Annotated in this window: 11 protein-coding genes; 3 read left to right on the forward strand and 8 right to left on the reverse strand. The window is 42.6% G+C overall.

Annotated elements, in window-relative coordinates; genetic code table 11:
- Positions 1-16 precede the first annotated feature (16 nt).
- The 3 genes from ybeY to miaB form a co-directional block, all read right to left on the reverse strand.
- Entirely contained in the window at positions 17-481 is a 465-nt protein-coding gene (gene ybeY, locus L4D20_RS22170) for an rRNA maturation RNase YbeY (RefSeq protein WP_428803756.1), read from the reverse strand.
- A complete protein-coding gene (locus L4D20_RS22175; protein WP_428803757.1) occupies positions 478-1,590 on the reverse strand; it encodes a PhoH family protein in 1,113 nt (370 codons plus the stop codon). Before L4D20_RS22175 ends, ybeY begins: the two co-directional genes overlap by 4 nt.
- Positions 1,591-1,657: 67 nt before the next feature.
- Positions 1,658-3,082, reverse strand: coding sequence for a tRNA (N6-isopentenyl adenosine(37)-C2)-methylthiotransferase MiaB (miaB, locus tag L4D20_RS22180; protein WP_428803758.1), 1,425 nt, complete (start codon positions 3,080-3,082; stop codon positions 1,658-1,660).
- A gap of 278 nt (positions 3,083-3,360) precedes the next feature.
- On the opposite strand from miaB, the gene L4D20_RS22185 reads away from it, so the two are divergent.
- Positions 3,361-4,512 carry a 2-octaprenyl-3-methyl-6-methoxy-1,4-benzoquinol hydroxylase gene (locus tag L4D20_RS22185; RefSeq protein ID WP_428803759.1) on the forward strand — a complete coding sequence of 384 codons (1,152 nt, stop codon included), beginning with the start codon at positions 3,361-3,363 and terminating at the stop codon, positions 4,510-4,512.
- An 88-nt stretch (positions 4,513-4,600) separates the two neighbouring features.
- On the opposite strand, the gene crr is transcribed toward L4D20_RS22185, so the two are convergent.
- From crr to cysZ, 5 genes are all read right to left on the reverse strand, one after another.
- Positions 4,601-5,110 (reverse strand): PTS glucose transporter subunit IIA, encoded by a 510-nt coding sequence (gene crr / locus L4D20_RS22190; RefSeq protein WP_017034689.1) that lies wholly within the window; start codon positions 5,108-5,110, stop codon positions 4,601-4,603.
- Positions 5,111-5,233: 123 nt separating this feature from the next.
- Positions 5,234-6,958, reverse strand: a complete 1,725-nt coding sequence (ptsI, locus tag L4D20_RS22195) for a phosphoenolpyruvate-protein phosphotransferase PtsI (RefSeq protein ID WP_428803760.1) — start codon at positions 6,956-6,958, stop codon at positions 5,234-5,236.
- A 139-nt stretch (positions 6,959-7,097) separates the two neighbouring features.
- A complete protein-coding gene (locus L4D20_RS22200; protein ID WP_428803761.1) occupies positions 7,098-7,355 on the reverse strand; it encodes an HPr family phosphocarrier protein in 258 nt (85 codons plus the stop codon).
- A 300-nt stretch (positions 7,356-7,655) separates the two neighbouring features.
- Complete coding sequence (gene cysK / locus L4D20_RS22205; protein WP_428803762.1) at positions 7,656-8,624, reverse strand: cysteine synthase A; 969 nt, start codon at positions 8,622-8,624, stop codon at positions 7,656-7,658.
- Between the two features lie 157 nt (positions 8,625-8,781).
- Positions 8,782-9,528 carry a sulfate transporter CysZ gene (gene cysZ / locus L4D20_RS22210; protein WP_428803763.1) on the reverse strand — a complete coding sequence of 249 codons (747 nt, stop codon included), beginning with the start codon at positions 9,526-9,528 and terminating at the stop codon, positions 8,782-8,784.
- Between the two features lie 225 nt (positions 9,529-9,753).
- On the opposite strand from cysZ, the gene zipA reads away from it, so the two are divergent.
- Together zipA and ligA are read left to right on the forward strand one after the other, a co-directional pair.
- Positions 9,754-10,686, forward strand: a complete 933-nt coding sequence (gene zipA / locus L4D20_RS22215; protein ID WP_428803764.1) for a cell division protein ZipA — start codon at positions 9,754-9,756, stop codon at positions 10,684-10,686.
- Between the two features lie 100 nt (positions 10,687-10,786).
- The gene (gene ligA / locus L4D20_RS22220) at positions 10,787-12,799 is read left to right on the forward strand and encodes an NAD-dependent DNA ligase LigA (RefSeq protein ID WP_428803765.1); all 2,013 of its coding nucleotides are present in this window, start codon (positions 10,787-10,789) and stop codon (positions 12,797-12,799) included.
- Positions 12,800-12,945: the final 146 nt, after the last annotated feature.

Here is a 12,945-nt window from a genome sequence, read left to right on the forward strand (position 1 = left end):
AATCTTTACGACTACTTTAAAGCTTCTCATCTATATATGGGTCGTTAAAGCCCATAGATATTAAAAATTCGGTCTCTAGAGACTCCATCTCTTCTGCTTCTTCATCATTAATATGATCATAACCTAGCAGATGCAAGCTACCATGTACAACCATATGCGCCCAGTGTGCCATCAAAGGCTTATTTTGTTCCTGAGCTTCTTGCTCGACGACTTGGCGACAAATAATCAAGTCTCCAAGAAGGTCCAGCTCAATACCTGGTGGCGCTTCGAATGGAAAAGATAGCACGTTTGTTGGCTTGTCTTTTCCTCGGTATTGATGGTTCAGTTCATGGCTCTCTTGCGTATCTACGATACGAATTGTGACTTCAGCTTGAGATTGAAAGTTTGTCACAGCTTTGCTTAACCACAGATGAATATCAGCCTCAGAAGGCAAACCTTTTTCATCTTCTACTGCGACCTGTAGATCTAGTTCAATGCTCATGACTTGTTTGGCTCTTGTACTTTTGACGATGCCTGTAAAGAAGTTTGAGATGCTGTTGCTTCTGCTAATGACGCTTCACGCTCTTCGCGACGGCGTTTTTCATACTCTTTACGCTCTTTCTGATCTTGTGTTTCCCATTTTTCGTAAGCATTTACGATACGAGCTACGACAGGGTGGCGAACAACATCATCGGCCAGGAAGAAGTTAAAGCTTATCTCATCGACATCATTTAATACTTCGATAGCGTGTCGTAATCCAGAGCGTGCGCCGCGAGGTAAATCGATTTGCGTAACGTCACCGGTAATGACGGCACGTGAATTAAAGCCAATACGAGTTAAGAACATTTTCATCTGTTCAACGGTAGTATTTTGGCTTTCATCAAGAATGATAAAGGCATCATTTAATGTACGTCCGCGCATATAAGCAAGAGGCGCTACTTCAATAACGTTACGCTCTATCAGCTTCTCTACTTTTTCAAAACCAAGCATCTCGAACAGAGCATCATAAAGGGGACGTAGGTACGGGTCGACTTTCTGGCTAAGATCACCAGGAAGAAAACCTAGCTTCTCGCCTGCTTCAACCGCAGGACGAGTAAGTAAGATTCGACGGATCTCTTGTCGTTCGAGCGCATCGACAGCCGCCGCAACAGCAAGGTATGTCTTACCTGTACCTGCTGGCCCTATACCAAAACTAATATCATGGGTGACCATGTTGACCAGATATTGGCCTTGATTTGGCGTACGAGGTTTAATGACACCTTTTTTGGTCTTGATAAAGACTTCTTTACCATGATCCAGAGTTGACTCTTCTGTTTGCTCAAGGATGCCTGACTGTTTCACATTTAGGTGAATATGTTCTGGTTCAATATCAGGGATATTGCCACGAACTGGCGTTGTATCGACATAAAGTGTTTTTAGGATATCAAGTGCAGCTGCAGCGGTATGAGGCTTGCCAACGATGGTGAAGAAGTTATTTCGATGGTTGATTTCAACGCCCAGTCGACGTTCTAAATGCTTGATATTGTCATCGAAAGGACCGCATAAACTAGCCAGTCGGCGGTTGTCTGAAGGTTCTAGATTAATTTCTAGTGTAACGATTTTATTGCTCAATGTTGCCTCACTGTCTGATCATGATAAAGAAGCCCAATCCACATTAGGCTTCTTTTGACATTTTAGCTTATGGTGTAAAAGTCGCTACACCTAGATCGTCTTCTCTGCGGGTCTTTTCTATCATTTCTGACGGAGAGGTCACATTGCGAAGATCCATTTCACTCTCAGATCTAATAAATTCACCACGTAAAGAGTTCGTCATCACGTCGGTAATTTTCACATCAACAAACTGTCCAATAAGATCGGCAGAGCCTTCGAAGTTTACCACTCGGCTATTTTCGGTGCGTCCACGAAGCTCCATAAGATTTTTCTTCGATGGACCTTCGACCAGAATACGCTGTTCAGTACCAAGCATTAGGCGAGAGAAACGCATAGCTTGGCTGTTAACTTGCTGCTGCAGTTCCCACAAACGATCTTTCTTAGTTTGTTCAGGAATGTCGCATGGGTAATCAGCTGCAGGTGTGCCAGGGCGAGCTGAGAAGACGAAGCTAAAGCTCATATCGAAATCGACTTCTTTGATAAGCTTCATAGTGTCTTGGAAATCCTTATCGCTCTCACCTGGGAAAGCAACGATAAAGTCAGAACTAATTTGAATGTCTGGACGCGCTTTACGCAGCTTACGAATAATTGATTTATATTCGATAGCAGTGTGAGGGCGCTTCATCATAGTAAGAATACGATCACTACCACTTTGTACGGGCAAGTGTAAAAAGCTAACTAGCTCTGGGGTATCTTCATAAACAGCGACGATATCGTCAGTAAACTCAAGCGGATGGCTTGTTGTAAAACGAATACGATCAATACCATCGATAGAAGCAACAAGACGAAGCAGATCCGCAAAAGAGCAGATATCACCATCGTGCATAGGGCCACGGAAAGCGTTAACGTTTTGCCCTAGTAGGTTGACTTCACGTACACCTTGTTCTGCCAGTTGTGCCACTTCAAAAAGAACGTCATCCATTGGACGGCTAACTTCTTCGCCACGCGTGTACGGTACTACGCAGTACGTACAGTACTTAGAGCAACCTTCCATGATCGATACGAATGCAGTTGCGCCATCAGCTCTTGGCTCTGGTAAGTTATCGAACTTTTCAATTTCTGGAAAAGAGATATCCATTACTGGCGCTTCGTTTGACAGCGATGATGCGATCATCTGTGGTAAGCGGTGCAGTGTTTGTGGGCCGAAAATAACGTCGACAAATGGTGCTCGTTTACGAATGTGATCGCCTTCCTGAGTTGCTACACAACCGCCGACGCCAATAACGACGCCTTCTTTTTTATCTTTTAGTGTTTTCCAACGACCAAGCTGGTGGAATACTTTCTCTTGCGCTTTTTCACGAATAGAACAGGTATTGAGTAGAAGTACATCTGCCTCGTTTGGATCTTCGGTTAGTTCGTAGCCATTGGCAGCATTCAAGAGGTCAGCCATTTTTGATGAATCGTATTCGTTCATCTGACAACCCCAAGTTTTAATTAGTAGTTTCTTACTCATCTCTGTTCGCTCGATCGTTAGTTTAAATTAAGGGAGCAAATCGCCCAGTACTTTTCCACCCTTAACACACCTGAAAAACGGGTTTGGGCGGAAAGCCGCGTATTGTACTGCTTTCAATACAGGCTGACCAGTGGTTAGGCAAAATCAAACAATCCAGAATATGAGATATAAATAACCACTAATGAAGTTATCTAATGAGGCTTCCATTATGGTGATGAAAACGTACAATAAATTTTCAGCGAATAGCTTTGTTTTATGACGGTGTTGGTTAATAGCATATGAAAAAGTACGAAATTGCAGTGGTGGGTGGTGGTATGGTCGGTGCCGCTGTTGCTTTAGGGTTTGCCAAACAAGGTCGTGAAGTGGTTGTTATCGAAAATAAGCAGCCAGAAAATTATGACGCTGAGCAGCCACATGATATTCGCGTCTCAGCAATTTCTCATGCGTCTGTTTCGTTACTGCAGCGTTTGGGCGCTTGGCAACACACATTAGCAATGCGTGTTTGTCCATACAAACGATTAGAGACATGGGAACATCCAGAGTGCAGAACTCGGTTCCATTCTGACTCTCTTGGATTAACAGAGCTTGGCTATATTGTTGAAAATCGCCTGATTCAGCTCGGCCTGTGGAAAGAGTTCTCTAACCATTCTAATTTAACGGTGCTTTGTCCTGAGCAGCTGAAAGGTATTGAATTTGGTAGCACTAATTTAGTGACACTTGAGTCCGGCGAACAATTCGAAGCTGAATGGGTTATTGGCGCGGATGGTGCAAACTCTCAAGTTAGGCAGCTCGCTGGAATAGGTGTTACTGCGTGGGATTATCGACAGCATTGCATGCTAATCAATGTGGAAACGGAAAAAGCTCAACAAGACATTACTTGGCAGCAGTTTTTGCCATCAGGTCCTCGCTCGTTTCTCCCCTTACCGGGTAAGAATGGTTCACTAGTATGGTATGACTCACCTAAGCGTATCCGTCAGCTTAATGCGATGGACAACGACACACTTAAAGAACAAGTCCTAAGTCACTTTCCTGCTGAACTTGGTGATATTAAGGTGATAGAGAGTGGGTCATTTCCATTAACTCGTCGCCATGCACAGCAGTATATTAAAAATCGATGTATTTTGGTTGGCGATGCCGCGCATACGATTAACCCTTTAGCAGGGCAGGGAGTCAATCTTGGTTTTAGGGATGTCGTCGCGTTACTCGATGAAACGGAAGAGCAGGTGATTGCTTCCGAGCACTTAGTTAAGTATGAGAAACAGCGTCGTCGTGACAACTTGCTAATGCAGACAGGAATGGATGTTTTCTACAAAGGATTTCGCTCTCAAAATCCAGTAACCAAATTAGTGAGAAATGGCTTGCTGAAATTGGCAGATAATTCTGGTGCGCTTAAAAATGAAGTATTGAAATATGCGGTTGGTTTGAAGTAGAGCTACTTTGTAAATCTGCATGATTAACAGATATAAAAAAACGCTGCAAGAGGCAGCGTTTTTTGTACTCGTTGTAATTAAGTAATGATTACTTAGTTACACGTAGTACAGGATTTTCGCCAACAGTTACAGAACCAGAAAGCTTGTTTAGCTCTTTGATTTCGTCCATGTTAGAGATAACAACAGGTGTTAGTGTTGATTTCGCTTTCTCTTCTAGAAGCGCTAGGTCGAAAGTGATGATAGTGTCACCAGCTTTAACAGATTGACCTTCTTCAGCAACACGAGTGAAGCCTTCGCCTTTTAGTTCAACAGTATCGATACCGAAGTGAACAAATAGCTCAACGCCATCGTCAGACTCAATTGAGAATGCGTGGTTAGTTTCAAAGATCTTACCGATAGTACCGTTAACTGGAGCTACCATTTTGTCGCCAGCTGGCTTAATCGCGATACCGTCACCAACGATTTTCTCAGCGAAAACCACATCTGGCACATCTTCGATATTTACGATTTCACCTGAAAGAGGTGCGATGATTTCGATTGCACCAGCATCAGCGCTGTCATCAGATACAAGCTTCTTAAGTTTGTCAAACAGACCCATTGTGTCATGCTCCTAACGTTTAGTTTTATTCTGTCGAAATATAGTATACCAATCATAAACAATAGACGACTACTTTTAGTCGCCTATATCTATTTGTCGCTTATGATAATGGGTATAAGCAGATTATTGAGTTTTTTCCGCAATGAACTTATCTACACACGCTTCAATTTCAGCAGCGGTTGGTAGAGAAAGTGCTTCTTCAGCCATTTTCTTCACTTCAGCGAAGTTAGAGTTACGGATAACTTTCTTCACTTTAGGGATAGAGATACCGCTCATTGAGAACTCATCTAGACCCATACCAAGAAGAAGCAGCGTTGCACGCTCATCACCCGCTAATTCACCACACATACCAGTCCACTTGCCTTCTTTATGAGAAGCCTCGATTACTTGTTTGATAACAAGAAGAACCGCTGGAGATAGTGGGTTGTAAAGGTGAGAAATCATCTCGTTACCACGGTCAACTGCTAGTGTGTACTGAGTTAAATCGTTAGTACCGATAGAGAAGAAAGCCACTTCTTTTGCAAGGTGGTGTGCGATTGCCGCTGCAGCTGGTGTTTCAACCATAACGCCAATTTCGATCTCTTCATCAAATGCATGACCTTCAGCACGAAGTTCAACTTTGTACTCTTCGATAGCTTTCTTAAGCTCACGAATCTCTTCGATAGAGATGATCATTGGGAACATGATGCGTAGTTTACCGTGTGCAGATGCACGTAGGATACCACGTAGCTGATCGCGTAGAATTTCACGACGGTCCAAGCTGATACGTACTGCACGCCAGCCTAGGAAAGGGTTCATCTCTTGTGGAAGATCCATATAAGGAAGATCTTTATCGCCACCGATATCCATAGTACGGATAATCACTGACTCACCGTTCATTGCTTCAGCGACTTCTTTGTAAGCAACGTATTGCTCTTCTTCAGTAGGAAGTGCTGTACGGTCCATAAATAGGAATTCAGTACGGTACAGACCAACACCTTCGCCACCGTTACGTAAAATACCATCACAGTCTTTTACCGTACCGATGTTGCCACAAACTTCTACACGGTGTCCGTCTAGAGTTTCAGCGTGTAAGTCTTTAAGTTTTGCTAGCTCAGTCGCTTCTGCTTCAAAATCAGCTTTGATTTTTTTAGCTGCGTCTAGTTCAGCTTCAGAAGGATTGATGATGATTTTATTATTCATCGCATCTAGCACAAGCATGTCACCGTTCTTAACTTGCTTAGTGATATCGTTAGTACCAACGATAGCTGGAAGCTCAAGTGAACGTGCCATGATTGAAGTATGTGATGTACGACCGCCGATGTCACATGCGAAACCAAGAACGTAGTCTAGGTTGATTTGCGCAGTTTCTGATGGCGTTAAATCGTAAGCAACTAGGATAACTTGCTCATCGATATCACTTAGTGAAACGATGTTGATGCCTAGTGCATTTTTAACAAAACGTGTACCGATATCGCGGATATCCGTTGCACGTTCTTTTAGGTATTCGTCGTCTAGAGATTCTAGAGCACATGCTTGCTCTTCGATAACGGTGTAAATCGCGTTATCAGCATGCATTTTGTCTTTCTTGATGAGTGCTAGGATTTCTTCCTCTAGCTCTTCATCTTCAAGAAGCATGATGTGACCTTCAAAGATCGCCTCTTTTTCTTCACCGAACGTTTCAAGTGCTTTTTGCTTGACCGTTTCTAACTGTGCTGAGGATTTGTTACGTGCGTCAAAGAAGCATTGAACTTGAGCTTCGACTTGGTCGTCTGAAATAGTGTGAGTATTTAGGACAATTTCATCTTCTTGAAGAAGTAGTGCTTTACCAAAAGCAATACCTGGAGATGCTAGGATGCCTGAAATCATAGCCTTACCTTAAATTGGTCAACTGTAAACGGGAGAGTATAACTAAAAGTGCTAACGATAAGTTGTAGCTCATATATTAACCTATTTCCAATAAAGCCATTTTGTTTCCACAAAATGGCTTTAAAAATAGGAGGCTGGATTAGTGAAGCTGATCCATTAGTGCTACTAGGTGGTCAACAGCTTGTTGAGCTTGAGGGCCTTCAGCTGAAATTGTTACTTTAGTACCTTTAACTAGGCCAAGAGTTTGTAGCTTGAAAAGGCTTTTCGCGCTAGCACTTTTGCCGCTAGAAGTCACAGTGATGTCCGCGTCAAAACTTTTAGCTTCTTTAACGAACTGTGCAGCCGGACGAGTGTGAAGGCCATTTTCTGCTGTGATTTCTACTTGCTTCTCGTACATGTTATTACCCCAATTGATTTATTTTTTGTTAGTTTATTAATCTAGATTTAGCTTAACTCGTTCAACGATTTTCTGCTACCTGAGTAACGTCGTTTGCGTGTCAGAACTGATACTTGATTAAAGTTATGCAATCACGAATTCAATCTATGCTGAAATTCGTCATCGTCTAAATATGTTTATTGCTTCTTTATTTTGAAGCGAAAAATAAAACAGGCTTGATAGTACCAAAGGTGCGGCAAGGATCAACAAAAAAGCCCCTAAAAGGGGCTTTTTTATCTCAAATATTGATTTGACCACATATTACTGTTGGTTCTCTTTCTCACCAAAGATACCTGCAAATAGTGCCGTACTTAGGTAACGTTCACCTGAGCTTGGTAGTACAGTTACAATGGTTTTTCCTTCAAATTCAGGAAGTTCTGCTAGTCTATTCGCTGCGACAACCGCTGCGCCAGAAGAGATACCAGCAAGGATTCCTTCTTCTTCCATTAAACGTTGAGCCATTGCGATAGCTTCTTCAGAAGTTACGGCTTCTACTCGGTCTAAAAGCTCTAAATCTAGGTTTTCTGGAATGAAGCCAGCACCAATACCTTGAATTTTATGCGGAGCAGGTTTGACCTCTTCGCCAGCAAGTACTTGCGCGATGACTGGAGACTCAGCAGGTTCAACAGCAACAGAAGTGATTGCTTTGCCTTTTTCACCTTTAATATAGCGGCTTGTACCTGTGATAGTACCACCAGTACCAACACCTGCAACGAACACATCAATCTGGCCGTCAGTTGCATCCCAGATTTCAGGCCCAGTTGTCTTTTCGTGAATTTGTGGGTTAGCAGGGTTGTTGAACTGTTGAAGTAGTAAAAACTTGTCAGGATTAGCTGCAACAATTTCTTCGGCTTTTGCGATTGCGCCTTTCATGCCTTTTGCCGCTTCTGTTAGCTCAAGTTTTGCACCCAGAGCTTTAAGCAGTTTACGGCGCTCAAGGCTCATTGATTCTGGCATAGTAAGAGTAAGCTTATACCCACGAGCTGCGGCTACGAATGCCAAGGCAATACCTGTATTACCACTGGTTGGCTCAACAAGTTCAACACCCTCTTTAAGTGTGCCTGCTTTTTCAGCTTCCCAAATCATGTTCGCGCCAATACGGCATTTAACACTGAAGCTAGGGTTACGTGATTCTACTTTAGCAAGTACTTTCCCATTACTTACTTTGTTCAAGCGTACAAGTGGAGTGTTACCAATAGTTTGTGAATTGTCTTCGTAGATCTTGCTCATGTCGATGTTCCTTCATTACACGTTTTGTGAATACGTTTAGAAGAATATGCGCTAAGTAAAAAACGGAAAAGGATTAAAAAGTTATAACATATAGAAGCAAAGCAGGTTATTAAGCATATGCGCCAGTAAACAAAGGATTTACTAGCGCGTCAGAGACTTATTGATTTTGCTGTTTATATTCCGCTACCCACATAGCCGTTGCCCCGCACACTGCGACAGGCATAACAATGAGGTTTAGGATTGGAATGGTGGTAAATACGGCAACAAGGGAACCAAAGCTATAGGTTTTAGTTTGATTTTGTTTCAAATTGTTACGCATTTGTTTGAATTCAATTTTGTGATTATCAAAAGGGTAGTCACAATACTGAACTGATAGCATCCATGCGGTAAATATAAACCAAACAAACGGACCAATTGTCTGCCCGAGTGCGGGGATCAATAGAAGAATGAACAGGCCAAGAGCTTTTGGAATAATATAAAGCAGCTTTCGCCACTCTCTTGCAAAAATACGCGGCAAATCTTTAACTAAAGCAAGAAATCCATCTTCATTTATCGCATTACCTATCAAATGCTCTTCTACTTTTTCTGCAAGCAACCCATTAAAGGGCGCTGCAATAAAGTTAGCAAGTGTACTAAAGAAATAGGAGAAAGTGGCTAAGATGGTAATCACAATCAATGGCCAAAGTATGTAGCTTAGCCATGAAAGAAACTCAGGGAGTTGTCCCATCCACTGTGTTACCCAAGCGTCCATATTAGAGAAGAGGTAAAACAGTGCGCCGCCTACGAGAAAAATATTAGCTAATAGCGGAAAAAGAACAAAACGGCGAATGCCGGGTGTTAAGGCTAGCTCTATACCGTAGAAAAAGTAACCGAATCCGGAGCGTTGTGAAGATTTAGAGTCCATTCAAAAATATACCCACTTTATGTTGTAGCCTCTATTCTACTTAACTCTATCAATAAGAAAAGAGGCCTAAATTCTAATGTAGGTTGAACTTATTGCATTAAGTTGTTCTAAATTAGTCGATAGTTTTGGTAGAGTAGCGTTAGTATTCATGTTTTTTCCCTTGATGCGAACGCTATAAACGCTGTTCGGTCACTATTTTTATCATCAAGTTATTGAGAGTTAAGTATGCAGGAATTGCGATTCGTACTTATTATTGTCGGCGCACTGGCGATAGCCGCGTTACTATTTCATGGTCTTTGGACAAGTAAAAAGGAAGGGAAAGCCAAGTTTGGTGATAAACCTCTAGGGAAAGTGAATACCAAGAGTGAAGAGCCTAAAGCCACACCAGAGCGTGGTTTCGCACCCGAAGATGATTTTGAAGTGGTTCGTAAAGAGCGTAAGACACCTAGTTTTGAAGCACAACATGATACGGGCATCGACCCACTGTTTGAAGCTGACCCACTTGTCGATAACTACGAATCGGATGGCGAGTTATTAGTTGATGCTGAAGTTGAGGATGATATTCCTTCTTTCAATGCCATTGGCGATGCTGAAGAAGCGGTATCTAATAAGTTCTCTTCTCCGCTTGAACCTAAAAAATCAGTAGCGAGCCTTGTTGATGAAGCGCCTATGACAGTGAATCAAGACGCAGCTAAACCAGATGAGTCAAATACTGCAGAGGTAGTGTCTGAGCCAGAAATGGAAGTGATTGTTTTAAATGTCCATGCAGCAGGAGACATCCCGTTTGTCGGCACTAAGCTATTTAATAGCATGGAAAAAAATGATTTACGTTACGGTGAGATGGATATATTCCATTATCACGTAGATGCATCAACGAATAGTAAGGTTTTATTTAGTGTGGCGAATATGATGCAACCCGGCACATTAAAGCATGACGACCCTGCTCAATATTCGACAATGGGCATTTCATTCTTTATGACACTGCCATGTTGTGGTGATCCTGAGCAGAACTTTAATTTAATGCTTAGAACGTCGCAGCAAATTGCTGATGACTTAGGTGGAAACGTACTGGATGATGGCCGTAATTTGATGACGCCCGACCGTTTGTCTGCTTATCGTCGTCAAATTCAAGAATTTAAAACAGCCTTACCTGCTTAATGCTAAAATAATCGTATAAGATTTTAAGAAGAGAGGCTCCTTAGTGGGGCCTTTTTTATTGTCGTTATTGAAACAACGAATTACCAGTTTAGAGAATACTATGTCTGATTTAGTCCATGACAAACTAACCACGCTCAAGAACACGCTCCATTACCATGCCGTTAAATACTATGTTGAGGATGCGCCAGAGCTACCCGATGCAGAGTACGACCGTTTAATGAGAGAGTTGCTAGAAATAGAAGAGAAGCACCCGGATCTCGTATCAGTCGACTCTCCAAGTCAACGTGTAGGCGGTAAACCTTTAGATGGGTTTGAGCAAGTGACTCATGAAATGGCGATGCTGTCTTTGGACAACGCCTTTGATGACGCAGATCTCGAAGCATTCCAGAAGCGTGCAAATGATAGATTGAACGCTGAGCGGGTAGAGCAATATTGCTGTGAGCCAAAGCTTGATGGGCTAGCAATCAGTCTACTCTATGAAAATGGGATACTCGTTCAAGCGGCGACACGTGGCGATGGCGCTACGGGTGAAAACGTCACCGAAAACGCGCGGACCATTAAAGCGATTCCACTCAAGTTGCAGGGTGAAGGTTGGCCCGAGCGTATAGAAGTACGTGGTGAAGTCTTTTTACCAAAAGCTGGGTTTGAAAAACTCAACCAAGAAGCGCTTCGCAAAGGCGACAAAGCTTTTGTTAATCCACGAAATGCCGCGGCAGGTAGCCTTCGCCAGCTAGATTCAAAAATTGCAGCAATGAGGCCATTAAGCTTTTACGCATACAGCGTTGGTATTGTTGAAGGTGGGGAGTTATCAAACAGCCATTATCACCGTTTTATACAGCTGAAAGGCTGGGGTTTGCCGATGTGTAGCGAGACAAAGCAAGTAACGTCTCTAGATGACGTGAAAGCTTATTATAAAGACATATTGGAACGCCGTGACGATCTGGAATACGAAATTGATGGCGTTGTTATAAAAGTTGATGCTATTGAACAGCAAGAAATACTTGGATTTGTTGCAAGAGCGCCAAGGTGGGCTATTGCCTATAAATTTCCTGCACAGGAAGAGTTAACGGTATTAAATGATGTCGAGTTTCAAGTAGGTCGAACTGGTGCCATTACGCCAGTCGCCAAACTTGAGCCAGTATTTGTGGGTGGTGTGACGGTCAGTAATGCGACACTGCACAATGCTGATGAGATTGAACGCTTAGGCGTGAAGATCGGTGACACAGTCATCATTCGTAGAGCGGGCGACGTTATCCCACAAATCGCATCGGTAGTACTTGAACGTAGAAGTGATGTTTGTAGAGAGATAACCTTCCCTACACAATGTCCTGTTTGTCAGTCTGATATAGAGCGTGTTGAAGGCGAAGCCGTTGCTCGTTGCAGTGGTGGCTTAATTTGCCAAGCGCAAAGAAAAGAGGCGTTTAAGCATTTTGTCTCTCGCAAGGCACTTGATGTCGACGGTTTAGGGGTTAAGGTCATTGAGCAGTTGGTGGATAAAGAGATGGTATCGACACCGGCTGATCTGTTTAAGCTTTCGGCGGGAGTATTAACTGTACTCGATAGAATGGGGCCAAAATCGGCGCAAAATATCGTTGCTGCGCTGAATAAAGCAAAAGAGACCACACTTTCTCGATTCATCTATTCGTTAGGTATTCGTGAAGTTGGTGAAGCAACAGCGAATAATTTAGCGCAGCACTTTCTTACGCTAGAGGCTATTCAAGTCGCGTCTCACGAGCAATTACTCAAAGTGGACGATATTGGTGAGATTGTTGCAGCGCATATAACAACATTTTTTGCTCAAGATAAAAATGTACAAATTACCGCCGATCTTGTAGAACAGGGTGTTCATTGGCCCGATCTCTCTTTGACTGATGATAGCTCACCAAAACCTTTGGAAGGTAAAGTGGTGGTATTAACAGGCTCACTATCTCAGTTAACCAGAACGGAAGCGAAAGAAGCGCTACAGCAATTAGGTGCAAAGGTGACAGGTAGTGTATCTAAGAAAACAGATATGTTATTCGCTGGCGCAGCAGCTGGTTCTAAACTTGCCAAGGCACAAGAGCTTGGTGTCGAAGTTAAATCAGAACAAGATTTGGTCGATTTAATGGGTTAATCTCAATATAAAAATAGATAAAGATAAAAAAAAGACATCAAATCTAGAGGTTTGGTGTCTTTTTTTATGTCTGAAATATAGTGGTGAGAAATCGAGTTATTCATGCATTTTAAAATAGAGTGACATTGTTCAAACTATTAATTACT

The sequence above is a fragment of the Vibrio kyushuensis genome (assembly GCF_050337325.1).
Classification (GTDB): domain Bacteria; phylum Pseudomonadota; class Gammaproteobacteria; order Enterobacterales; family Vibrionaceae; genus Vibrio; species Vibrio kyushuensis.